General features: G+C 59.7%; 7 protein-coding genes. 4 read left to right on the forward strand and 3 right to left on the reverse strand.

Features of this window, described 5'->3' with window-relative positions; all coding sequences use genetic code 11:
* Positions 1-104 precede the first annotated feature (104 nt).
* On the forward strand, positions 105-1,916 hold the full coding sequence (locus tag Q4Q54_RS19495) for a PhnD/SsuA/transferrin family substrate-binding protein (protein ID WP_311989312.1): 1,812 nt from the start codon (positions 105-107) through the stop codon (positions 1,914-1,916).
* 7 nt (positions 1,917-1,923) lie between these two features.
* Here Q4Q54_RS19495 and Q4Q54_RS19500 read toward each other — a convergent pair whose 3' ends face one another.
* On the reverse strand, positions 1,924-2,835 hold the full coding sequence (locus Q4Q54_RS19500; RefSeq protein ID WP_071938732.1) for a LysR family transcriptional regulator: 912 nt from the start codon (positions 2,833-2,835) through the stop codon (positions 1,924-1,926).
* 111 nt (positions 2,836-2,946) lie between these two features.
* Between Q4Q54_RS19500 and Q4Q54_RS19505 the strand changes: the two genes are divergently transcribed.
* The 3 genes from Q4Q54_RS19505 to Q4Q54_RS19515 are packed head-to-tail and all read left to right on the forward strand — an operon-like array spanning position 2,947 to position 5,710.
* Positions 2,947-4,083, forward strand: coding sequence for an alkene reductase (locus tag Q4Q54_RS19505; RefSeq protein ID WP_311989313.1), 1,137 nt, complete (start codon positions 2,947-2,949; stop codon positions 4,081-4,083).
* Positions 4,083-4,721 carry an ester cyclase gene (locus Q4Q54_RS19510; protein WP_261272954.1) on the forward strand — a complete coding sequence of 213 codons (639 nt, stop codon included), beginning with the start codon at positions 4,083-4,085 and terminating at the stop codon, positions 4,719-4,721. The genes Q4Q54_RS19505 and Q4Q54_RS19510 overlap by 1 nt, the downstream gene beginning before the upstream one ends.
* Complete coding sequence (locus Q4Q54_RS19515) at positions 4,718-5,710, forward strand: polysaccharide deacetylase family protein (protein ID WP_006087074.1); 993 nt, start codon at positions 4,718-4,720, stop codon at positions 5,708-5,710. Before Q4Q54_RS19510 ends, Q4Q54_RS19515 begins: the two co-directional genes overlap by 4 nt.
* 120 nt (positions 5,711-5,830) lie before the next feature.
* Here Q4Q54_RS19515 and Q4Q54_RS19520 read toward each other — a convergent pair whose 3' ends face one another.
* Positions 5,831-6,991: a putative sulfate/molybdate transporter gene (locus Q4Q54_RS19520; RefSeq protein WP_311989314.1), complete on the reverse strand. Its 1,161-nt coding sequence runs from the start codon at positions 6,989-6,991 to the stop codon at positions 5,831-5,833.
* A 259-nt stretch (positions 6,992-7,250) separates the two neighbouring features.
* Positions 7,251-25,973: VCBS domain-containing protein (locus Q4Q54_RS19525; RefSeq protein WP_409438293.1), on the reverse strand; the 18,723-nt coding region annotated here is incomplete at its 5' end.

Here is a 25,973-nt window from a genome sequence, read left to right on the forward strand (position 1 = left end):
GATTATCTTAGGGCAGAAACCAGAGTTTGGCGGCATTTCACAGCTTGATTTTTATCTGCGAGTTAAAGTCGTTTAATAGCATATAAGGCAAGGTAATAGCGGCGATGGCGACGGGCTCTTGGTGTAAAGCGGTAGTGATGGGATTATGCCTAAGTGTCATTGGGCTCAGTCAGTCCTATGCCGATGACGTGCCGCAGGTGAACCACTTTAGAGTCGGAGTGTTGGCAAATCACGGTGTGTTACAAGCCAAGCAGCGTTGGCAACCTATGATGGATTATCTGACTGAACAAGTGCCCAATAGCCATTTTGAAGTGGTGCCCGTCGACTTTAATGGCATGCGTAGCCAGTTACTCGGCCATGATTTGCAGTTTATCGTCACCAACCCCGGGCAATATCTGCATTTAAGCAATAACTTCCCGCTGTCTTGGCTTGCGACGATGAAGAGCCGCAAGCATCAAGGCAGCACTTTTACCATAGGCGCAACCATTATCGTCCGCGCCGATAGCCCAATCCGCACCCTGCAGGATTTGCGCGGGCGCAATGTGGTCGCTAGTGATCCGCAGGCATTAGGCGGGTATCAGGCGGCCATGGGGTTACTGCATAAAATGGGCTTTTTACCCGAACAGTTTTTTGGGCAAGTGCGCTTTCTCGGGTTCCCGTTAGAACCGCTTATTTATCAAGTGCGCGACGGCAGCGCCGATGCCGCCATCGCGCCCTTTTGCACCTTAGAGGAAATGATCGCAACGGGCCTAGTTAATCAGGCCGATTATCGGGTGATCCACCCGACTAACCCCGCAGGATATGACTGCGAGGTCAGCACTCAGTTATACCCCAACTGGTCATTCGCCGCAGCGGATACGGTTGCCCCTAAGCTGACGATGGCGATCACCCGCGCCTTATTCGATTTACCCGCCGACCATGTCGCTGCCATTACCGCCGATACCTTGGGCTGGACGGCACCAGTGAGTCAGTTGAAAGTCATTGAGTTATTTAAGGAATTACAACTGCAAGGTGCGTCGCCGCCACTCTATCAAACTGTATACAAATGGATGGCGAAAAATAAAGAATGGGGCGGTGTACTGCTATTAATCTTCATTATTTCGACTATTTATCACCTCTGGCTCGAATATAAGTTTCGCCAGAAAAGCGAGTTCTTACTCAATACTGAGCGGCAATTAAAGGACAAGGCATTGCAGCTTGAGCGATTGCAAAGCGCGGCAATTCTGGGGGAAATTGGCGCTGGCCTTGCCCATGAACTCAATCAACCCATAGCTGCCATTACCCAATACAGCGAAGGCGCCATGCTGCAACTGGAAAGGCTTGGGCAAGATAATCCCGAACTCTATGATGTGCTTGGGAAAATTAATGCGCAGTCGATTCGCGCGGGTGCGGTTGTGCACCGTATTCGCGGTTTACTCAAGCGGCGTCAGGCCAAGACTGAGCCTTTAGATATCGTGCTGGTGGTGAAGGAGGCGTTAGCTTTACTGCGGCGCGAGTTAGATCGGGCTAATGTGCAAGTGAATGTGCGAGTGCAGGGCGAGCCCTTTGAGCTGATGGGGGATAGCGTTGGCTTAAGTCAAATGTGGGTCAATCTTGTGAAAAATAGCTTAGATGCGTTAGAAACCTGCGGCGATAACCGCGCGCGACAATTATGGATCGATATCTATTTTCAACCGCATGAAATCAAAGTATTAGTGATTGATAATGGTGAAGGGTTACAGGGACAGGCTAGTGAGTTGATGGCATCATTCGCCTCAACCAAAGATGCGGGATTAGGGCTTGGCTTAGCCATCTGCAAGGATGTGGTCAGTCGCCACCATGGCAGCATTCAAATCGAAAACTGCCAGCAATCCACGCAAGCTTTACTACCGTGGCAACAGGGCTGTGTGGTGACAGTCGTACTTCCCAAGGGATAAATTACCATTAGGGCAGTGGATAGTTTTGGGAAAACTGGCTGAGCTTTTCTACTAAAAACTCTATGGTGCGACGGATCTTATGGCTGGGATAATCGGTTTGTAGGTATACCAATTGCAGTGGGATCGGTGGGGCTATTTTATCGGCTAGCACTAAGTGGAGTCTGCCTTCGGTCACATCTTGCGCCACATCGAGCCAACTCTTATAGGCAATTCCACGACCTGAGAGTGCCCAGTCGCGGATCACTGCGCCATCGTTACAGAAACGTTGGCCCCTGACTTCGATTTCAACGGGTGCGCCGTTATGACTTAACTTCCATTTCTGCCACGGCTCACCGCCGCGATTTAAGATCAGTACTGCGTGTTGGCTAAGTTCATTTAGCGTGCTTGGTGTGCCGTGTTGTGCCAGATAAGCGGGTGAGGCGACCAGTACCCTTGGGGTCATGGCGAGCTGACGCCTTTTAAGGTTTGAGTCGTCAAGCTGGCCATAGCGCAAAGCCAAATGGATATTTTGGTCGATTAAGTCTGTCATATGATCGCCAAAATACAGCTGCACTGTCAGTTCTGGGGCGCTGTCCATCAATTCATCGAGCCAAGCACGGATCTGGCTGCGACCAATATCCGAAGGTAAGGCGAGGCGTACTTCGCCCTTAAGCTCACCCCTGTGTTCGGCTAAATTGGCGCTAGCGGTTTCGAGAATCGCCAGTGCGGGTTTCGCCGAATCGAGAAAAATCCGCCCTTCTTCTGTGAGCTGTAAGCGCCGCGTCGAGCGAGCAAATAGCTGACATCCTAGCTTTTTCTCTAATCTTTGCAGCGCGGCACTTGCCGCTGCCGGCGTCATGCCTATTTCTTTACTGGCTGCCGAGAGACTCTCTAAGGCTGCGATACGCAGCGCTAATTGCAGATCGTTTAAATGATACATATCAAATTATTTTTGAAAATGATTTTAATAATAGCCTGATTATCAATATAGATTAACTAATGCACAATTGCACCACTGATGTTTCATCTTAATTTCTGGTTCGGAGTGTGTATGAGTTTATTCATGTCTTACAAATTAGCGTCACTGGCGCTAAACAATCGCATTGTGATGGCCCCTATGACTCGGGCGCGTACCATGCAGCCAGGCAATATTCCTAATGACCTGATGGCGCAATATTATGCCCAGCGTGCCTCGGCGGGGTTAATCATCACAGAAGCGACACAAATCTCCGATGACAGCCAAGGCTATTCATTTACGCCGGGCGTGTATACCGCGGAGCAAATTGAGGGTTGGAAAAAAGTCACAGCGGCAGTGCATCAGGCTGGTGGTAAAATCTTTAATCAAATTTGGCATGTTGGCCGTGTATCACACCCGATTTTTCAGCAGGGTAATGCCCCTATTGCGCCATCGGCCATTGCGCCCGTTGGCACTAAAGTATGGATTGTGGATGAAGCGCATCCTGAAGGGCAAATGGTGGATTGCCCAGAACCTAGGGCTATGGTGCAAGCCGATATCGACCGCGTTGTGGCCGATTTTGCACAGGCGGGAGTGAATGCGGTTGCGGCGGGTTTTGATGGCATCGAAATTCACGGCGGCAATGGTTATCTGATTGACCAGTTTTTACGCACCAATTCAAACCACAGAACTGATGCCTACGGCGGTTCTCAGGAAAATCGCATTCGTTTTTTACTCGAAATTGTCCAAGCCGTGAGTGCGAAAATTGGTGCCAATAAAGTCGGGGTTCGCCTCGCCCCTTACGTGACGTTTAAAGATATGGCGTGTCCTGAAATTGTAGACACTATTCTGTTAGCGGCTAAGCATTTATCGGCATTGGGCGTGGCATATTTACATCTTTCAGAGGCGGATTGGGATGATGCGCCCAAGGTGCCAGAATCCTTTAGAGTCGAGCTGCGCAGAGTCTTTAAGGACAGCATTATTGTTGCGGGTCGCTATGATGTGGCGCGTGCCAATGAAGTGATTGATAACGGTTATGCGGACTTAGTTGCCTTCGGTCGACCTTTTATTGCGAATCCTGATTTGCCTTACCGTTTAATGCATCAATTGCCTTTATCTGCATTCGACAAAGGGCCCTTGTTTGGCGGCAGTGCGGCGGGTTATACCGATTATCCTACACACAACGAAGCATTGAGAGCCGTCATCCGTTCGGATGACGATGAGGTGGCATAATGGATAGGGTTAACCGTTTATCTGTGCAGCGATATCCCGCATGGCTCAGTCTAAGCTTATGGTTTTCAGGCGTTATTGGTATCGTAATTGTGGGTTTTAGCTTAGCAAGTCTGAGCATGGATGCGTTAGCCGCTCAAGGGGCAACAACACAGGATAGTGCTAAAGTGCGAGCGGCGTTAGTGCCAAAAGTGGCGGCAATGGAAACAATTTCTGATGAATCACCGCAGGTACAAGCTATCGCCCGCGCCGCTTTGTTATATGCCAGTTTTTGGCACACGGGCGATGCAAGTTTTGCCCACGGCGCATTGGCGACTGGGTTTATCGACCGTACTCTGCCCGCTGGCCGCGCACAGGGAATCACGGGGCCACTCGAAGCCTCAAAGGCATTTAGGGCAGCGGTCCCCGATCTCTCTGTTTCAGTTGAGCATTTGCTAATAGTTGGCGATCGTGCAGTGGTGCGGCTGCGTTTTAATGGCCGTTTTACTGGTGTCTTTGGTGAGCAACAAGGCCAGGGGCAGAAAATCGATTTTCGTGCTGTTGACATGTATAGAGTACGGGATGGTTTCATCACAGATAACTGGCACCTCGAAGATTATCAAACGCTATTTTCTCAATTAGCTGCAGGGACTCAATCATGAATCAACGTCGACGATTTTTAATGGCAGGTGGCGCCATCGCTGCTGGGTTCGGCCTAAGTCAAACGGCGCTTGCTATTGGTTTACCCTCATTAGATACCTTAGAAAATGACTCCAAAAGTTCAGGTGGCAGTGGTATGAACAAAATATTTTGGCCAAGTGGTGAGCAGTTAGTGATTTCAATCTCAATGCAGTTTGAAGCAGGTGCTCAAGATAAAAATGCCGAAGGGCCGTTTCCGCCGATGGAAAAGGGCTATCCAGATACCATCACCCCGACTTGGTACGACTACGGTATGAACGAAGGCATTCCAAGGCTGCTGCGTCTGTGGCGTAAGCACAATATCAAGGTGACTTCTCACATGGTTGGGCGCGCCGCTGAGCTACATCCTCAACTTGCCAAACAAGTTGCAGATGAGGGGCATGAGATTTCGGGCCACGGACAAACATGGACGCCACAATACAGCATGTCGCCAGCAGAGGAACGCGCCTCCTATGTGGCGAGTATTGAGACGCTGCAAAGGATCACAGGTCAGCGCCCCTTAGGTTTTAATGCCTTTTGGATGCGCCACAGCACTCAAACCCTCAATATTTTGCAGGACTTAGGTTTTATTTATCACATCGATGACCTATCGCGGGACGAGCCTTCAATTATCCCTGTAGGAAATAAGCCCTTTGCAGTTGTGCCTTACACTTTACGTAACAATGATATCGGCCGTTTTGGTGGCAATACTGCTATGACTGCCGCGGCCTTTTTGCAGGAACTAAAGGATGAGTTCGATATGCTCTATCAAGAAGGTTCGACGCAGCGACGGATGATGTCGATCAGTGTGCATGACCGTATTGGTGGCGCTCCTGGATTGGTGACCGCTTTAGATAAGTTTATTCAGTACGCTAAAGGTCACACTAACGTAGGCTTTATGCGTAAAGATGCCATTGCTAAATGGGCGCTGGCGCAAAAGGACACACCGACCAATCCTGCAAGAACCTTTTAGCCTGCTATAACTCTTGCTCTCGTTGATGGCAGTTGGAAGAGGTTTGAATGGTTAACAAAAAGCGCGTTGTTTAACGCGCTGTTTGATTTTGGGAACCTTATTACTGCGGGTCGGAAGCGATTAACGCGTGGCGAACATGGCCCAAGTGCGGCGACCTTGCTCCAGAATGATCCCCACGGCAAGTCCCGCAGCGGCGTTGATAGCGAGGCAAGTCACAGCGGTTGATAAAATCACAAAGATACAGAAGGGCTTACCATCGATTAAGCGTTTCGACCATGCTAATTGTAGCCCCGCAGTGGTCAGTAAACTGCCGAGGATTGCCATAGGAATAAGGCTTAATAGCCAAGCGATATTAGTACCCCAGCACAGGGCTATCATTAAGCACGTACTGCCAAAAATTAACGGCGCCAGATAAGTGCGAGCGCCAAAATGGTATTGCACCGCAAGTCCGCCCGCACCGTGGCACATGGCCGAGGCACCAAAGGGCGCGAGCAGCAAGTTGGCAAGCCCTGAGCTTATGGCGAAGTTTTTGGGCGTGAGTTTGGCGGCATCTTCGGGGAACTTCTCCTGTGCCATTACAGAGGTGGCAATCACCGCATTGGTTAAGGTTAATGCCAGTTGTGGTAGCACTAATAAAATGGCGGCGGAAGTCCACTCAATAGAGGTCGGCCAAGCTAACTGAAATGGCGCTGTCATGGCTTGGATATCAAAGTTAGTGGCTAGATTAGTTTGTGTATTGGCCTGCCAAATCATCCCTGCCGCTATGACTAAGGGCATGGCAAGATAACGCAGCGGTAAAAACTTACTGATAAATAACAGGATAAAAGCGCCCACCCCAAGCAGCCAAAACTCACTCATCATCTTAGCGCCCATCCACATGAGTTGCAGACCAATCGCTAATTGAATGCCGACACTCACAGCTTGGGATAACTGTTTGGCTAACCAAGTAATGGCGCCGCTAAAGGCCAATATTAGCAGGATTACGCCCATCAACATGGCACTGGCTTGGAGCATTCCTGGCGTTAAGCCTTGGGCTATGACGAGGGCCGCAATGACTTTCATCGGTTGTATGGGAATGGGGCGGCGATAAAACAGCGCGCTTAGAATGGCGAATAGACCAAACCCCAAAAATATCCCTTGGGGCGAAAATTGATTGAGGGCAATCAGCCCTAATACTAAAGGCAAAAAAGTACCTAAGTCGGCGAAGGCGCCACTGGTTTCACCGAGTAAACGATTGATAGGTTGAGTGATGAGATTTGTTGGGGTTTTGCCCGGGATCATAAAGGTTGCCGCAATTGAACATATACTCACTAGGCAAAATAAATGCCAGATTTTTAAGGGTTTAAGGGGGCTGTAGGGAGCAATTTTCTGTATTATTTTTAAGCGGGTAGACATTTTGGCTACCCACCGCATGTTGCCTTGGCCTAAATGTCAGTTATAGGCTTTTAGCCCAATAGACCATAGGTAACTCCCTATGGTCTATTGCGGATAAGTTATGGTCAGCTAAAGGATTGAGTGAAACGTAGTCACTTCCTCCTGATTACATTTGGTTGTGCATGTCGTTGAGTGCTGAATGTAATAGGTCATCGTCATTCGGATTCGTGTGAAGTTCTGTTACATCAAATAGGTCGAAATGACGATCTTTATGTTGCTCCTTTTCATTATCTAATAATGGGTTTTCAAAATGGTTCACCTCAGGGATAGCGTGCATCGGTGCATCAATATCATTGAAGTGATTGCTTGAGGATAGCGTAGGCAATAATTCCACTGGCACAGAAGGAGATAGGCTCACTGTCGTTGGGCTAAGTCCTAACATTTGCAGGTAGTGATCAACCGGTGAAGCTTGGGCTGTAAAGTGTGCATCCGTTGTCGTGAGAGGAGTGCCATGACTAGAAGATAACGACAGCTCGCTGAGGTTCCCTATATCTCCCTTGGCGGTATTCGAAGGGAGAGGCTGGTCGTTATTACCTGTTATGGCATCCGTCACGGTAAGCTCGCCTTTAGCCACGATCGCGCCAGCTGCTATAACGTGATTGTCCTCGACCACACTGCCACTGTCGGCTCCTGCGATCACTGCACCATCATTCTGGTCGTGGATAGTAATTGACACCTCATGCGCCTTGCCGTCTTCGCTATGCACGGTGATGGTGTCGACCAGGGTCTGGCCATCGGCCAGCTGCTGCACTTCGGCGCGGCTGTTGTCGATCTGGTAGACCCAGTCGCCATTGGCGTCGATGCTGAAGCGGCCGTAGTGGGTGGCGGTGTCTGTTTGAGGCTTCATCGCCGACTGGCCAGCGTCCGCATCTTTGACCTCGATGAAACCGGAGATCAGCTGGCCGTTGTCCTCCAGCACATGGGCGCTGTCGAACTCAAGCGGCGCAATGGCCGGCGGCATGAACCCAGAGCCCTGCACGGCAGCGCCGCCGCTGGCCGCGGCCACGTCATGCATGACCGGGGTCAGCTGAGCCGCGTTTTGTTCCGGGTGAAGCACAAAATCCGTGTAGGGATGGCGGCCCGAGAGCATGCCGGGGTTGCCATTGTTATAGGCGTAGACACCCACTTCGCTGGCTTTTGCGTCGGTGAACACCACCTGATACCCGGCGCCCTTGGCGTGCCAGGCGATCATTTCACTGATCGGGACTTCCGTCAGGGTGCCGCCATGGGGACCAAAGGCCTTCGCGACGCTGCCATCGGGCGAAATGAAGGAAATGCCCGCGTTCTTGATGATGACCAGGGCCCGCTCGAACGGGTACGTGTCGGCACCTTGGAGCATCATGCTGGCGAGGTACTTGAAATTCGGATGGCTCATCCATTCAAACGCATGGCCGATCTGGGCGTAGGCATCGTCCGATTGCGTGGGGCCGGCATGGGGCACAAAAGCCGGGGCATCGTCCTGGCCCTGGATGGTCACGGTGATGGTCTGCGCCGTGCCATCGGCGCTGTGCACGGTGAAGGTGTCGGTCAGGTGCTCGCCGGTCTTGAGCTGCTGGATCGCCGCTAGCTTGTTGTCGGCTTCGTACAGCCAGTAGCCCGTCTGATCAATGGTGTAGTGGCCGTAGGTGGCGCCCACCGCGTTTTGCGGAACAAACAGGGCCTGGCCCGCATCCGGGTCGACGATGCTGAGCTGGCCAAAGTGCTCCAGATTGCCCTGCGAATTGACCTGCTGATCTTCCGTCACCGTGACGGCAGTGTCGCCGCCGATCACCGCCACATGGCTGACGGGCACACCGCTGAGATGCAGGGTGAAGTCTGCCGCGCTGGCGCTCTGGTGATTGCTGCCTTCTTCGGCACGGGCGCTCACCTGGATGCTGGTATCGCCCTGGAAGCCATGCGGCGCCCGCAGGGCCAGCGCATCCTGGTTCCAGCCTGTGGTCTCGATCACCTGCCCGGCTGTGGCGACCGTGGCGCTGTGCGTGCCGTCCGTCAGCGTGAAGCCGACCGGCAGGCCATGGATGGCGTAGCTCAGGGTCTCGCTGCCATCGGTGTCCGCCAGCTGGTAGCCGAGGTAGGGCTTGAGCAGGATGTCCTGGTCGCCCAGCGTCAGGTGGTCGGGGGTGCCGATCTGGATGTTGTCGAACAGCGCGCGCGCCTCACCCTGCCCCGTGGCGCGGAACTCCAGGCGCGAGCTGCTGCCGGTGGCCACCAGGTCGTAGGCATGGTGCTGCATGGCGAAGGTGCCGGCGGTCGGGCTGATGGTGTCGACCACCTTGCCTTCCCACACCACCTCGACAGGCGTCATCGCAAAGCCTGGGCGGGCCGAGAGATCAAAGCCCACATGCACCTTCTGACCAGCCTGGGTGGCCAGGTCGCGGAAGATATTGCTGCTCCAGCTCGCGGTCAGGCTGAGGATCTGGTTGTTGCCACTGCCGCCGTAGAGCCGCTCCTGGCCGATTTCCACACCGCTGGCTTCAGAGCTCTGCCAGCCCAGCGGGGTCGGGTCGGACAGCTTCCAACCGCCCGCCCCCACATCGACGCTGTTGAAATCGGTGGTGATCGAGAGCCCGCCCCGGACCGGCGCATCCGCTACCGGCGTGATGTCCAGCGTGGCAAAGGCATCGCGGCTCACCGTCCCGTCGCTGACGCTGAACTTCAGGTCCACATCCTGGCCGCTGAAGTTGGCGGCCGGGGTGAAGGTGAATCCGTGGGCGGCATCGCCGGTGAAGGTGCCGTGAGCTGAGCTCAAGGAACCGGCCACGATATGCAGCTGGGCGCCGTCATCCACATCGCTGGCGCCCACCGCCTGCAACAGCTCGGCCTCGGTGAACAGGCGCGGCGCGTCTTCATTGATGGCGCCCAGGTCGGCGGCTGTCGCGGCCGTGGCGTGGGTGACCAGCGGGCCGTCATTGGCACCGGTGACCGTGATCGTCAAGTTCTGCGTGGCCGTTGCCCCGGCGTGGTCAGCCACCGTGACCGGGATGACGATGTCCTGCGTTTGGCCGGTGGCCAGGTGCTGGTAGCTGGCGTGCGTGGGGTCGAAGCTGTAGCTGCCGTCGGCGTTGAGCGTGAAGCCGTCCGCCGTGGCCGTGGTGCTGAAGGCAAGGGTGTCGCCGGCATCCGGGTCGGAGGCCAGCACATGGCCGTTGAACACGGCCGCGTCCTCGGTCACCGCCTGGGTCTGTGCCGCCAGCACCGGCCCGTCATTGACCGGTGTGATGGCCAACTGCAACGTGGTGCTGATGGGCTGCGCGCCACCGGTCACGGTCAGCGTGAGCGGCACCTGGTCGGCATTGACATTGGCCGCCGGGGTGAAGGTCCAGCTGCCGTTGGCGTCGTGGCTGAAGTGACCAAAGGCCGGGTCCACTTGCACATCACCTAACGTGTAAGTCTGTCCGGCGGGCGCGCGGATGCCGGACAGTCCCAGCAATTGCGCATCGGTGAAGGTTTTGGGGGTGTCTTCGGCAACGCCCAGCTTGATGAAGGACAGATGCAAGGGAAGGACGTCGGATGTGGCCGTCTGGTGGTTGGCCGTTTCCTCGCTCTGCGCCACGACCCGAAGGTTCAGTTCGCCCTCGAAGCCTTGCGGCGCGCGCACCGCGAGCGCATCCTGGTCCCAACCCTTCGTATCGATCGCCTGATCGGCCGTGGCCACTTTCACGCTGTGCGTTCCATCGGTCAGCGTGAAGCCGAGCGGCAGCCCCTTGATCACATAGCCAAACGTTTCGCTTCCGTCGGTATCAACAAAACGGAAGCCGGTATCCAGGGCCAGGTCATGGTTGGTGGCGGCAAACTGCGTTGCGGGTCCGACCGCCAGGTTGTCGATCGCGGCCATCCCTCGTTGCCCATTTCCGGCCACGCGCAATTCGAGCCGCGAGGACGTTCCCGTCGCCACCAGATCGTACTTGTGATGCGCCCAAGTCAGATCATCGCCCGCTGTGGGGAGCAAGGTATCGATGACCTTGCCCTCCCACAGCACTTCGATCGGAACCTTGCTATGCAGGTACTCGGTCGTCCATGCCGTATCGAACGAGAAGTGGAATGCTTCGCCGGCTCGGGTGGCCAGATCGTGATAAAGCGAGTGGTGATCACCGTATTGCGAGGAGAACGTCGCAATCCTGTTTTTTGGGTCACCATGATAGACATCTTCAGGAACCCGCTCGATACCCTCTCGATTATTGCTGGACCAGCCAAAGTCATCCAGCTTGACCCACTTGTCAGGTGCGTTGGGATCTGAATCAAAATCCAAAGCATTGAACGCGGAGGCGTGCACTGGCGCATCTGCCACGGGGGTGAGGCTCAGGGTCAATGAGCCTGTGATCGGCTGCGCTCCGCCGTCAACGTGCAGCGTCAAGGGCACCGCATCGGCCGAGACATTGGCCGCAGGCGTAAACGTCCAGCTGCCATTGGCTTCGTGGGTGACGTGACCGAGCGCGGGGTCCACCTGCACATCGCCAAGCGTATAAGTCTGCCCGGCGGGCGCATGAATACCGGCCAGTTGCAGCAACTGTCCTTCAGTGAAAGTCCTGGGCTTGTCTTCGGCGGTGCTCAGGCTCTCAAAGCTTAGTTGCAACGCAATCTCGGTCGAGGTCGCCGACTGATGATTGGCGATTTCCTCTGTGCGCGCGGAAACCTGAAGGTCCAGCCGGCCATGGAAATCTTGCGGCGCGCGCACCGCGATGGTGTCCGGATTCCAGCCGGTCGTCTCGATCACCTGACCGGCCGTGGCCACCGTGGCGCTGTGCGTCCCATCGGTCAGCGTAAAGCCAACCGGCAAGCCCTTGATGATGTAGGTTAGCGCTTCGCTGCCGTCGGTATCGACAAAACGCAGGTTGCTGGTCAGGTCCAGATAAAGATCATGGTTGGTTGCGGCCACAAGCGTCGGAAACGACTCGACCACAACGTTGTCGAGGATCGCTCGCGCATCGGTGTGATCGTCCACGATGCGAATTTCAAGGCGCGAGTCCGCGCCGGTTGCCAGGACGTCATACGCGTGCGTTTGCATCGCGTAGCCGCCGGGGGTGAGGGTGATGACGTCAATGACCTTGCCTTCCCACAGCACTTCGACAGGGGCAACGGCCCAGCCCGACCGCGGGGACAGATCAAAGCTCAGGTGCAGCATCTGGCCGGACTTGGTCGGTAAATCCTTGTAAATATTTGGCGAATTTGTGGAAGCGCCTTGTGAGACCAGTTCCAGCACGTGGTTCTTGCCGCTACCGCCAAACACGTCTTCGGTGGTTTGCTCTACGCCAAATTTGGAATCCGTCTTCCAACCCAAGGGCGTGGGGTCAGCGAACTGATCATGCAATAGCACCGAGTCGAAGTCGGTCACGATGCGCTGTGCGGAACCGGTGACACCGATGACCACCGGCGCATCCACTACCGGGGTAACGCTCAGCGTCAATGAGCCTGTGATCGGCTGCACACCGCCACTGACATGCAGCGTCAGCGGCACCGCATCGGCCGAGACATTGGCGGCGGGCGTGAACGTCCAGCCCCCATTGGCGTTGTGGGTGACTTGGCCGAAGGCCGGGTCCACCTGCACATCGGCCAGTGTATAAGTCTGTCCGGCAGGCGCGCGGATGCCCGCGAATTGCAGCAATTGCGCTTCACTGAAGGTCTTGGGCGTGTCTTCGGTAAGGACCAAGCTATCGAAGCTCAGGCGCACAGCCATGTCGGCCGAGGTCGCCGTCTGGTGGTTGGCGGTTTCCTCTGCGCGCGCGGAAACCTGAAGGTTCAGCTGGCCCTGGAAGTCTTGCGGCGGGCGCACCGCGATGGTGTCCGGATTCCAGCCTGTCGTCTCGATCACCTGATCGGCAGTGGCCACCGTCACGCTGTGTTCGCCATCGGTCAGCGTGAAGCCCACCGGCAGACCTTTGACGAAGTAGGTCAGCGTCTCGCTGCCGTCGGTGTCGGCCAGGTGCAGCGCCGGCGTCAGGTCCAGTTGCAGATCGTGGTTGACCAGAGCCGCCCGCGTCAGCGTCGGGCTGATCTGGATGTTGTCGAGCAGGATGCGCACATCGCCGCTGCCGACTACGCGCAGCTCGATGCGCGAGGTATCGCTCGCAGCCACGAGATCGTACTCGTGATGCTGCATCGCATAACCGTCGGCACCCGGCGTGATCGTGTCGATCACCTTGCCTTCCCACAGCACTTCAAGCGGCGCCTTGCTGAAGCCGGGCCGGGCGGACAGGTCAAAGGCCAGATGCACCTCCTTGCCTGCACCGGTGCTCAGGTCCTGGTAGAGGTTCTTGCCGGCATTGGCGATCAGGCTGACCTCAACGTTGGTGTTGCTGCTGCCGCCATAAAGTTTGTCCTGCGCCGCCTCCACACGGCCACTGCCATCGGTGTGCCAGCCAAAGGGGGTCGGATCGACCGAGTCCCAGCCCTTGCTTCCCAGCGCCAAGCTGTCGAAATCCGTCATGCTGCCCTGAACGCCAGGCGTGATGACTGGAGCGTCGGTCACCGGCGTGATGCTGAGAGGTAGATGGGCCGTGATGGGCTGCGCGCCGCCGGCCACTGTGAGGTTCAGCGCCACCTGATCGGCCGAGACATTGGCCGCCGGCGTGAAGGTCCAGCTGCCATCGGCGTTGTGCGTGACCTGACCGAAGGCCGGGTCCACCTGCACATCGCTGAGGCTCAGATGCTCGCCTGCGGCCGGGACTACGCCAGCCAGCGCCAGCAACTTGTCCTCGTCCAGCGTCAGTGCTGTGTCTTCAGTGGTGGCCAGACTCTCGAAGCTCAGGCGCACCGGCAGCTCGGCCGTGGTGGCCGTCTGGTGCGTGCTGCCCTCCTCGCTGCGGCCGCTGATGCTGAGGTTCAGCGTGCCTGCAAAATCCTTCGTCGACTGAATGCTCAGCGCATCCTGCTGCCAGCCCTGGGTATCGATCACCTGATCGGCGGCCGTGACGGTGACACTGTGGCTGCCATCGGTCAGCGTGAAGCCCACCGGCAGGCCCTTGATCAGCAGGCTCAGCGTTTCGCTGCCGTCGCTGTCGGCCAGCCGGACGTAGTCATCGACCTTCAGGTGCAGGTCGTGGTTGACCAGGGCCATCTGCGGCGGCGGCCCGACATAGAGGTTGTCGACCACCGCGCGCTGGTCCACTGCGTTGCCCGGCACCCGCAGTTCCAGCCGCCCGCTGGCACCGGTGGCCACCAGATCGTAGGCGTGGTGATGGAAGGCAAAACCGCTGTCGGTGGGCGTGATGGTGTCGATGACCTTGCCTTCCCACAGCACCTCCACCGGCCCGACCGCCCAGCCGGCACGGCGGGACAGGTCGAAAGCAAAGTGCAGCTGCTGGCCCGAAAAGGTCGTCAGGTCGCGGTAGAGGTTGGGGTCCTTGAAGCCACTGGCACCCTGGGAGATCAGCTCCACCACCTGGTTGTCGCCATGGCTGCCGCCGAAAGAAGTCTCCCGCCCCACCTCGACGCCATGCACGCCATAGCTGTGCCAATCGTATTGGGTAGGGTCGTAGAACTGGCTGCCGCTGGAGTCGGTGACGCGTTGTTGCTCGAAGTCGCTGCTGCTGACCCCGGCGCCCAGCAGCGGGGCATCGGTGACGGCGGTGATCTGGATCGGCAGGGCCAGCTGCTGCGCTTGGGCGCCACCGGTGACGGTGAGGTTCAGGGCCACCTGATCGGCCGAGACATTGGCGACGGGCGTGAAGGTCCAGCTGCCATCGGCGTTGTGCGTGACATGGCCGAAGGCCGGGTCCACCTGCACATCGCTGAGGCTCAGATGCTCGCCTGCGGCCGGGACTACGCCAGCCAGCTGCAGCAGCTCGTGTTCGCTGAAGCTGCGGGGCGTGTCTTCCGCCGTGGACAGGCGCTCGAAGCTCAGCGGCAGCGGCAGTTCGGCCGAGGTGACGGTCTGGTGCGTGGCGCTTTCTTCGGTGCGTGCGCTGATTTTCAGGTCGATCTGGCCTTCGAAATCCTTGGGCGCCTCTACGGTCACGGCATCCATCTGCCAGCCTGCCGTGTCGATCACCTGCCCGGCCGTCGTGACGGTGACACTGTGGCTGCCATCGCTGAGCGTGAAGCCCACCGGCAGACCATTGATCAGGTAGCTGATGGTTTCGCTGCCGTCGGTGTCGGCCAGGTGGAAGGCCTGACCCACATCCAGATGCAGCGCATGGTTCACAAGCGCCACCTGGGGCGGCGGACTGATCTGAAGGTTGTCGAATAAGGCCCGCGCATCGCCCTGGCCGCTGGGCCGCAGCTCCAGGCGCGAGTCAGGTCCCGTGGCCGTCAGGACATACTCATGCCGCTGCATGTCGTAGGCCTGGTTGCCCGGCGTCAGGGTGTCGATGACCTTGCCCTCGAACAAGACCTCGATGGTCGCCGCAGGCCGTCCCGGGCGCCCGGTCAGGTCAAAGCTGAAGACCAGGGTCTGCCCGGCCTGGGTGTTCAGGGTGCGGTAGAAATTCATGGGCGACGAGGCCAGGCCCGACAGCTCCAGCAGACTGTGGCTGTCGGCGCCGCCGTAACGGGTGGCCGTGCCGATGTACACCCCCTCATGGTGGTCGGTATGCCAGCCTACCTGGGGCGGATCAAGGTAAGCCCAGCCGGCGCTGCCGGGATTCTGGCTACTGATGTCGGGATGGATGGACAGCATGCCCGCGACCGGCGCGTCGGTCACGGCAGTGATCTGCAGCGGCAAGGCGACCTGCTGCGGCTGCGCGCCGCCAGCCACGGTGAGGTTCAGCGCCACCTGGTCCGCCGACACATTGGCCGCCGGGGTGAAGGTCCAGCTGCCATCGGCGTTGTGCGTGATCTGGCCAAAGGCCGGGTCCACTTGCACATCGCTGAGGCTCAGGTGCTGACCCGGGGCCGGTACCGCGCCGGCCAACTGCAGCAGCTCGCGTTCGCTGAAGCTGCGCGGCGTGTCTTCCGCCGTGGACAAGCGCTCGAAGCTCAGCGGCAGCAAGAGCTCGGCCGAGGTGGCGATTTGGTGGGTGGCGCCTTCTTCGGCGCTGGCGCTGACTTTCAGTGCCAGCTGGCCTTCAAAATCGGCAGGCGATTGCAGCACGAGGGCATCCAGCTGCCAGCCCTTGAGGTCGATCTGCTGCCCCGCCGTGGTCGCAGTGACGCTGTGGCTACCGTCGCTGAGGGTGAAGCCGACCGGCAAGTCCTTGATCAAGTAGCTCAGCGTCTCGCTGCCGTCGGTGTCGGCCAGCTGGAAGCTCTGGCCCAGATCCAGATGCAGCGCATGGTTCACCAGCGCCACCTGGGGCGGCGTTGTGCTGAGCTGCAGGTTGTCGATCAACGCGCGGGCATCACCGGAGCCAGTGGCGCGCAGTTCCAGGCGCGAATTGGCGCCGGTGGCCACCAGGTCATATTCATGGTGCGCCATCGCGTAGCCGCTGGTGGGCGTGATGGTGTCGATGACCTTGCCTTCCCACAGCACCTGCAGCGGCGCGATGGCAACGCCAGCGCGCGCCGAGAGGTCAAACCCGAAATGAACGACCTCGCCGGCCGAGATGGACAGGTCACGGTAGAGATTGGCGTCACTGCTGGCACTCAGGCTGACGATCTGGTTGCTGGTGCTGCTGCCGCCATAGAGTTTGTCCTGACCCAGCTCGACACCCTGGGCATGGTCGGTGTGCCAGCCCATGCCGGATGGGTCGACCATGGCCCAACCGGCGGAGCCCACCGCCTGGTGGTTGAAGTCCGTGAGCTCGGTCTGCCCCCCCGCACTGAGTGGCGTGTCCACCACCGGCGTGATACTCAGCGCCAGCGAGGCCGTGAGCGGCTGGGCGCCACCGGTAACGGTGAGGGTGATGGGCACCTGATCGGCCGACACATTGGCCGCCGGGGTGAAGGTCCAGCTGCCATCGCCGTTGTGGGTGAAGTGGCCGAAGGCCGCATCCACCTGCACATCGCTGAGGCCGTAGGAGACCCCGGCTGCGGCATGCAGGCCGGCGAAGGACAGCAGTTGCGCCTCGCTGAAGTGGCGCGGGGTGTCCTCGATCACCACCGGGGAATCGAAGCTCAGTGCCTGCGGCACAAAGGCAGTGAGAGCACCTTGCTGGTGATTCGCACCCTCTTCGGAGCGCGCCGCGACCTGGAAGCCCACGACGCCTTCGAATCCGGTGGGTGCCATCAGATGCAGCTGGTCCGGCGCCCAGCCTTGCGTGTCGATCACCTGATCCGCCTTGGTGACGGTGACACTGTGACTGCCATCGCTCAGCGTGAAGCCGACCGGTAGACCCTTGATGACGTAACTGAGCGTTTCGCTGCCGTCCGTATCCATCAGGTGGAACTGCGTGAACGTGTCCAGGCCGCCCAGAGAAACGGGTTGAGTGGACACCACGGGCAGCGGCTCCCGCATACGAAGCTGTGTGTAATCCACGTTCACATGCGCAAATTGGCCTGCGCCATCATGCGTGCGCAGTTGCAGATAGCCCTGATCGCTGTCGGCCAAGAACCTGAAGCTGTGCTCCGCACCCCACCCCCCTTCCGGGGTGTAGCTGGAAACGACTTGCCCGTTCCAGACCACATCAAGCTTGATGTTGCCGCTGGAATAGGCACTCAGGGTCAGCTCATAAATTTGACCTGGCTTGGTGGCGAAATGGGTGCCGACCGTTGCATCGTCCGTGCCCCTCATCACGAGCCGCGTGTTGGCCCCACCATTGGCCCGTTCCAGGTGCAGATCTCCCCCTTCGTTATTCCAGCCCTGCACCGTCGCCGGCATCCTCTCAAAGCTTGTGTGCGCTTGGAAATCGACCGAAGAAACAAGGGTCTTGGCCTGCCCTGACTCCGGCAACTCGCTCACGCGGAGTGTGTCGGCCACCGGCGTGATGTCGAGCTGGCCATGCGCTTCGCGGCTGACTGTGCCATCGCTGACGCTGAACTGCAGGTCCACATCCTGGCCGCTGTAGTTGGCTGCCGGCGTGAAGGTGTAGCCGTGCGCGGCATCGCCGGTGAAGGTGCCATGCGCCGACGTCAGCGAACCCGCCACGATATGCAGCTGGGCGCCGTCATCCACATCGCTGGCGCCCACCGCCTGCAGCAGCTCGGCTTCGGTGAACACGCGCGGTGCGTCTTCATTGATGGCGCCCAAATCCGCTGCCGTGGCCGCCGTGCCGTGGGTCACCAGTGGGCCGTCGTTGCTGCCGGTGAGGGTGATCGTGAGATTCTGGGTGCTGGTCGCGCCAGCGCTGTCGGTCACGGTGATCGGAATCACCACATCCTGCGTTTGGCCTGCAGCGATGTGCTGGTAGCTGGCGTGACCGGGGTCGAAGCTGTAGCTGCCGTCGGTGTTGAGCGTGAAGCCGTCCACCGCGGTGCCGAGGCTGAAGGTGTGCGTGTCGCCGGCATCGGCGTCGGTAGCCGCCATATGGCCGCTGAGCAAGCTGCCGTCTTCGGTCACGGCCTGGGTCTGTGCCGCGATCACCGGCGCGTCATTCACCGGCGTGATGCTCAGTTGCAGCGAACTGCTGATGGGCTGCGCGCCGCCGCTCACCGTCAGCGTGAACGGCACCTGGTCGGCATTGACGTTGGCCGCCGGCGTAAAGGTCCAGCTGCCATCGGCGTTGTGGCTGAACTGGCCCAAGGCCGGATCCACCTGCACATCACTCAGGCTCAGGTGCTCGCCCGCCGCCGGCACCACACCGGCCAGCGCGAGCAACTTGCTCTCGCTGAGGGTCAGGGGCGTATCCTCCACCACGGACACGCGTTCGAAGCTCAGATGCAAGGGCAGTTCAGCCGAGTTGGCCGTCTGCTGGTTGCCGGCTTCTTCACTGTGGCCGGTGACGCTGAGATCCAGCGTGCCGGCGAAGTCCTTGGGCGCTTGTACAGCCAGCGCGTCCTGGTTCCAGCCCTTCGTATCGATCACCTGATCGGCGGCCGTGACCGTGATGCTGTGGCTGCCATCCGTCAGGCTGAAGCCCACCGGCAAGCCCTTGATGAGATAGCTCAGCGTTTCGCTGCCGTCTGTGTCGGCCAGATGCAGATTGGTGGGCAAGTGGAGCTGAAGCTCGCTGTTGACCAGGGCCTCGCGGTCCAGATGGGGCGTGTCGCTGATCTCCAGCTTGTCGAAGATGGCGCGCATGTCGCTCTGATCGCCAACCACACGCAGCTCCAGCCTGGAATGCTCGCCGGTGGCTGTCAGCTGATAGTCGTGACGCTGCAGGCTGAAATCCGAACCCGATGGCGTGAAGCTGTCAATGACCTTGCCTTCCCACAAGACTTCCACCAAGGGCACGGCCCAGCCGCTGCGCGGCGAGACATCGAAACTGAATTTCAGCTCCTGGCCGGGCACCGTGTCGAGCACGCGGTAGAAGTTGGCCGAGCTGTCCTTGCCAGCCCCGGAGGAAATCATTTCCAGCGCGCGGTCACCACCGCTGCCACCGAACACATCCTGCCGCGCCACTTCCGAGCCCTGGGGCGCATCGGTGTGCCAGCCCAGGGGTGTGGGGTCAGCGAACTGGCCGTGCAACAGGGTGCTGTCGAAGTCGGTCTGGTGGGCGAGCGAATGGGTCTCGCCGGTGTATTCGAAGACCGGGACATCGGCCACCGGACGGATGTCCAGCCGGGCAAAGGTCGCCTGGTTGACACCACCGTCGCTGACGCTGAACTGCACATCGACCTGCTGGCCGCTGAAGTTGGCGGAGGGCGTGAAGGTGAAGCCGTGGGCGGCATCACCCGTAAAAGTGCCGTGGGTGGAACTCAGCGAACCCGCCACGATGTGCAGGTCGTTGCCATCGTCAACGTCGCTGGCACCGACCGCACGCAGCAGCTCGGCCTCGGTGAACAGGCGCGGCGCGTCCTCGTCCACGGCGCCAAGATCGCCCGCCTTCGCTGCGCTGTTGGCCACCACCTGCAGGCCGTCGTTGGTGCCGGTGAGGGTGAAGGTGAGGTTCTGTGTACCGGTCGCCCCGGCGTGATCTGTCACCGTGATCGGGATGACCACATCCTGAGTCTGCCCTGCCGCCAGATGCTGGTAGCTGGCATGCGAGGGGTCGAAGCTGTAGCTGCCGTCGGCATTGAGTGTGAATCCGTCAACGGGGTGGGCCAGGCTGAAGCTCTGCGTGTCACCGACATCCACATCGGTGGCGACCATATGACCGGTGATAGGGCTGCCGTCTTCGGTCCCCGTCTGGCTTTGTGCCGCCAGCACCGGCGCGTCATTGACCGGCGCGATGCTGAGCTGCAGCGGGCGGCTGAGCGGCTGGCTGCCGCCGGCGATGGTCAGCGTGAACGGTACATCGTCGGCATTGACGTTGGAGGCCGGGGTGAAGGTCCAGCTGCCATTCGCGTTGTGGCTGAACTGGCCGAAGGCCTGGTCTACCTGCACATCGGCCAGCGTCATGGCCTGTCCGGCAGGCGCATGAACACCGGCCAGCTGCAGCAGCTTGGATTCAGTGAACACCTGGGGCGTGTCCTCGTACACCCGCAGTTGCTCGAAGCTCAACCGCATGGACAGCTCGGGTGAACTGGCGGTCTGCTGCGTGCCGCTCTCTTCGGCTACCCCGCTGACTTGCAGATTCACCTGGCCCTGGAAATCCTGTGGTGCCTTCACCACCAGCGCCGCCTGATCCCATCCCTTGGTCTCAATGGCCTGACCGGCCGTGGTGACGGTGATGCTGTGGGTGCCGTCGGTCAGGGTGAAGCCCTGCGGCAGGCCCTTGACCACGTAACTGAGGGTCTCGCTGCCGTCAGTATCGGCCAGGTGAAACTGTGCGCCGAGATCCAGATACGCATCGCCATTGACCGGGCTGAAGCGCGCCGCCACCGGAGAGACGCCGACGTCCAGGTTATCGAAGATAGCGCGCATATCGCTCTGCGCGCCCACCACGCGAATCTCCAGACGGGGCTGGCCAGCAGTGGCGAGTAAATCGTAGTCATGGTGCTGCAAGCCGAAGCCCGTGCCCGAGGGCGTGAAGCTGTCGATGACTTTGCCTTCCCACAGCACTTCGACCAGCGGTACCGCCCAACTATTGCGCGGTGACACGTCAAAGCCGAAACGCACCATCTGGCCCGACGCGACGTCCAGCACGCGGTAGAGATTGGGCGAGTTGACCGCGCCGGCGCCCTCGGAGATCAGTTCCAGCGCATGGTCACCGCCGCTGCCGCCGAACACGTCCTGCCGCGCCACTTCCGAGCCCTGGGGCCCATCCGTGTGCCAGCCCAGGGGTGTGGGATCGGCGAACTGGCCGTGCAACAGGGTGCTGTCAAAGTCGGTATGGATGGCCGTCAGCTGGCCATCGGCCGGCAGGTCGAGCAGCGGCGTGTCGGCCACCGGCGTGATGTCCAGATGCAGGGTGCTGCTGATCGGCTGCGCACCACCGTGTACGGTGAGGGTCAGCGGCACCTGATGGGCCGAGACGTTGGCCTCCGGCGTGAACGTCCAGCTGCCATCGGCGTTGTGGCTGAAATGGCCGAAGGCCGGGTTCACCTGCACGTCATCCAGCGTCAGGACCTCTCCCAAACCCGCACGGATACCGGCCAGTTGCAGCAAGCGGGATGCAGAGAAGGTCTGGGGCGTATCTTCAACGGCCGTCAGCCGATCGAAGCTCAAGCGCAGCGACTGCTGGTCAGACGTCGCCGTCTGGTGGTTGGCGGTCTCCTCGGCACGGGCGCTGACCTGGATCTCGAGCTGCCCCTGGTAGTCCTGAGGCGCACGCAAAGCCAACGCATCCTGGCTCCACCCCTTAGTGTCGACCACCTGGCCGACACTGGCGATGGTCACGCTGTGCATGCCGTCCGTGAGCGTGAAGCCTGGCGGCAAGCCCTTGATCAGGTAGCTCAGGGTCTCGCTGCCGTCGGTGTCGGCCAGCTGAAATGCCTGGCCCATATCCAGGTGCAGGGCCTGGTTGACCTCGCCCACCTGGGTGGGCAGGCCGATTTGGATGTTATCGATGATGGCCCGCTTGTCTGCATCATCGCCCACCACGCGGAACTCGATGCGCGACTGCGGGCCAGTGGCCTGCAGGTCGTACTCGTGATGATGCATCTCGTAACCGGCGGTGCCCGGCGTGAACGCGTCGATGACCTTGCCTTCCCACAGCACCTCGATGCGGGCGACATCCCAGTTCTCGCGGCGCGAGGCATCGAAGCTGACGTGGAGCCATTGCCCGGTCTGCGTGTCGAGCTCGCGGTAGATGTTCGGCGAGTTGATGCTGGCGCCCTTGGACACCAATTCCAGCACCTGGTTTTTGCCCGTCCCGCCAAACACGTCTTCCGTGGTTTGCTCCACGCCGAACGTGGAATCGGTCTTCCAGCCCAGCAACGCGGGGTCGGCGAATTGCCCCGACAGTTGCACATCATCGAAAGTGGTCGACACCAGCGGACCCACGGGCTTGTCCGCCACCGGCGTGATATCCAGCTGCCCATGCGCTTCGCGGCTGACCGTGCCATCGCTCACGCTGAACTGCAGGTCCACATCCTGGCCGCTGAAATTGGCCGCCGGGGTGAAGGTGTAGCCGTGGGCAGCATCGCCGGTGAAGGTGCCGTGGGCACTGGTAAGCGATCCGTCAACGATGTGCAGGCTGCTGCCGTCATCCACATCGCTGGCGCCCACCGCCTGCAACAGCTCGGCCTCGGTGAACACGCGCGGTGCGTCTTCATTGATCGCGCCCAGGTCGGCGGCTGTCGCGACCGTACCGTGGGTGACCAGCGGGCCATCGTTGCTGCCGGTGAGGGTGATGGTCAGGTTCTGGGTGCTGGTCGCGCCAGCGCTGTCGGTCACCGTGATCGGGATGACCACATCCTGCGTCTGGCCAGCGGCCAGATGCTGGTACGCCGCATTGCTCGGATCAAAGCTGTAGCTGCCATCGGCGTTGAGCGTAAATCCATCGACCGCGTTGGCGAGGCTGAAGGCCTGCGTGTCGCCGGCGTCCACATCGGTCGCGGCCATGTGACCGCTGAGCAAGCTGCCGTCTTCGGTGACGGCCTGGCTCTGTGCCGCTAGCACCGGGGCGTCGTTCGTGCCCTGCAACGTGACGGTCACGGTATGCGTCGTGCCGTCCGTGGTGCTGACGGTGAAGGTGTCGGTAAGTGTTTCACCGGCCTTCAGTTGCTGGATCGCTGCCTGCGTGTTGTCGGCGCTATAGGTCCAGGTGCCCGATGGGCCGAGCACGAAGCTGCCATAGCCGTTCGCCCCGGTGCCGTGCTGGACGGCAAACGTCGCTTCCCCGGTATCGACATCGGTGACACCCAGCTTGCCGCCGCAGCTCAGGATATGCGTGGCACTGACCTGCTGATCTTCGATCACCGTGCCGGTGTCGGTGCCGCTGATGACGGCGCCGTCATTACTACCGGTGACTGTGAACGTCAGGTTTTGCGTGCTGGTTGCACCAGCACTGTCGGTGACTGTGATTGGAATGATCACGTCTTGTGTTTGACCCGCAGCGAGGTGTTGATAGCTCGCATGGCTAGGATCAAATTGATAACTGCCATCAGCATTCAGTGTGAAGCCATCAACAGCAGTGGTGGTGCTGAAGGTTTGCGTGTCGCCGGCATCCACATCGGTGGCGACCATATGGCCGCTGAGCTGGGTGCCGTCTTCGGTGACGGCTTGGATCTGGGCGCTGAGCACTGGCGCATCGTTCGTGCCCATGATCGTGACGGTGACGGTGTGGGTGGTGCCGTCGGTGTGGGTGATGGTGACCGTGTCTGTGGCCGTTTCACCAGCCTTGAGTGACTGAGTGCCGACGCGGCTGTTGTCTAGTGTGTAGGTCCAGGCGCCGCTGGCATCCATCGCAAAATTGCCCAGCGTGGTGCGCTGCTGCAAGGGCACGAATTCCGCGCTTTCGCCGGTTGCCACCAGATGCCCGCCGGTGACCGCCGACACGTCTTCCTTCACCACGCCAACATCCACGCCGCCAATGACGACGTTATCGCGTTGCCCCTGGATGGTGACCGTGATGCTGTGGCTGCTGCCGTCGGCGCTGTGCACCGTGAAGCTGTCGGTGGCGGTATCGGTGCTTTTGAGCGCCTGGACTTCGGGCTTGCTGTTGTCCAGTTGATACTGCCAGTGTCCGTCTTCGCCGAGTGTCAGACTGCCGTAACTGCCTGCTGTGGCGGTCTGGGCTATGAAGTGAGCCTGGCCGTCGTCCGTGTCGCAGATTTGCAGCTGTCCGCTGGCGGACAGGGTCTGGTCTTCGACGACCCGACCAATATCTGTGCCGCTGATGCGGGCTGCATCATTAGTGCCGGTCAGCCTGATCGTCAGATTCTGCGTGGCCGTCGCGCCTGAGCCGTCGGTCACCGTGATCGGGATGACCACATCCTGCGTCTGGCCCGCAGCCAGGTGCTGGTAACTGGCGTGGCTGGGGTCGAAGCTATAGCTGCCGTCTGCATTCAGCGTGAAGCCATCGACGGCGTGGGCGATGCTGAAGGTTTGCGTGTCGCCGGAATCCACATCGGTGGCGACCATATGGCCGCTCAGCTGTGTGCCGTCTTCGGTGACCGCTTGGGTTTGTGCCGCCAGCACTGGCGCATCGTTTGTGCCCTGGATCGTCACGGTCAGCGTGTGGGTCGTGCCGTCCGTGCTGCTGACGGTGAAGGTGTCGGTAAGTGTTTCACCGGCCTTCAGTTGCTGGATCGCTGCCTGGGTGTTGTCGGCGCTATAGGTCCAGGTGCCCGATGGGCCGAGCACGAAGTTGCCATAGCCGTTCGCTCCGGTGCCGTGCTGAACGGCAAACGTCGCTTCCCCGGTATCGACATCGGTGACAGCCAGCTTGCCGCCGCAGCTCAGGATATGCGTGGCACTGACCTGCTGATCTTCGATCACCGTGCCGGTGTCGGTGCCGCTGATGACGGCGCCGTCATTACTACCGGTGACTGTGATCGTCAGGTTTTGCGTGCTGGTTGCACCAGCACTGTCGGTGACTGTGATTGGAATGATCACGTCTTGTGTTTGACCCGCAGCGAGGTGTTGATAGCTCGCATGGCTAGGATCAAATTTATAACTGCCATCAGCATTCAGTGTGAAGCCATCAACAGCAGTGGTGGTGCTGAAGGTTTGCGTGTCGCCGGCATCCACATCGGTGGCCGCCATATGACCCGTGAGCTGGGTGCCGTCTTCGCTGATGGCTTGGGTCTGGGCGCTCAGTACGGGTGCATCGTTCGTGCCCATGATCGTGACGGTGACGGTGTGGGTGGTGCCGTCGGTGTGGGTGATGGTGACGGAGTCGGTCGCCGTCTCGCCGTTCTTGAGCGCATCAGTGCCGGCGCGGCTGTTGTCCAGCGTGTAGGTCCAGGCGCCGCTGGCATCCATCGCAAAATTGCCAAGCGGGGTGCGCTGCTGCAAGGGCACGAACTCGGCGCTTTCGCCTGTGGCCACCAAATTGCCGCCAGTGACCGCCGACACGTCTTCCTTGACCACGCCCACATCCACACCGCCGATCACGACGCTGTCGCGCTGGCCCTGGATGGTGACGGTGATACTGTGGCTGCTGCCATCGGCGCTGTGCACCGTGAAGGTGTCGGTGGCGGTCTCGGTGCTCATGAGCGCCTGAACCTCGGGCTTGCTGTTGTCCAGCTGGTACTGCCACTGCCCGTCTTCGCTGAGCGTCAGACTGCCGTAGCTGCCGGCCGTGGCCGTCTGGGCGACGAAGTGCGCCTGGCCGTCGTCTGCGTCGGCAATCGTGAGCTGGCCGCTGACGGCTTGGGTGTTGTCCTCGGCGGTGCTGCCCGTGTTCACGCCGGCGATCGTCGGGCCGTCGTTCGTACCGGTAATTGTGATCGTCAGGTTCTGCGTACTGGTGGCGCCCGTGCCATCCGTTACCGTGATCGGAACGACCACGTCCTGCGTCTGGCCCATCGCCAGATGCTGATAGCTCGCGTGGCTGGGGTCGAAGCTGTAGCTGCCGTCGGCATTCAG

It is taken from the genome of Shewanella sp. SP2S2-4, from assembly GCF_031932025.1.
Taxonomy (GTDB): domain Bacteria; phylum Pseudomonadota; class Gammaproteobacteria; order Enterobacterales; family Shewanellaceae; genus Shewanella; species Shewanella baltica.

Coding starts and splice junctions, on each gene's coding strand:
- Q4Q54_RS19520 (WP_311989314.1), bottom strand. CDS start 6,991: ATGATCCCGGGCAAAACCCCAACAAATCTCATCACTCAACCTATCAAT.
- Q4Q54_RS19505 (WP_311989313.1), top strand. CDS start 2,947: ATGAGTTTATTCATGTCTTACAAATTAGCGTCACTGGCGCTAAACAAT.
- Q4Q54_RS19515 (WP_006087074.1), top strand. CDS start 4,718: ATGAATCAACGTCGACGATTTTTAATGGCAGGTGGCGCCATCGCTGCT.
- Q4Q54_RS19495 (WP_311989312.1), top strand. CDS start 105: ATGGCGACGGGCTCTTGGTGTAAAGCGGTAGTGATGGGATTATGCCTA.
- Q4Q54_RS19510 (WP_261272954.1), top strand. CDS start 4,083: ATGGATAGGGTTAACCGTTTATCTGTGCAGCGATATCCCGCATGGCTC.
- Q4Q54_RS19500 (WP_071938732.1), bottom strand. CDS start 2,835: ATGTATCATTTAAACGATCTGCAATTAGCGCTGCGTATCGCAGCCTTA.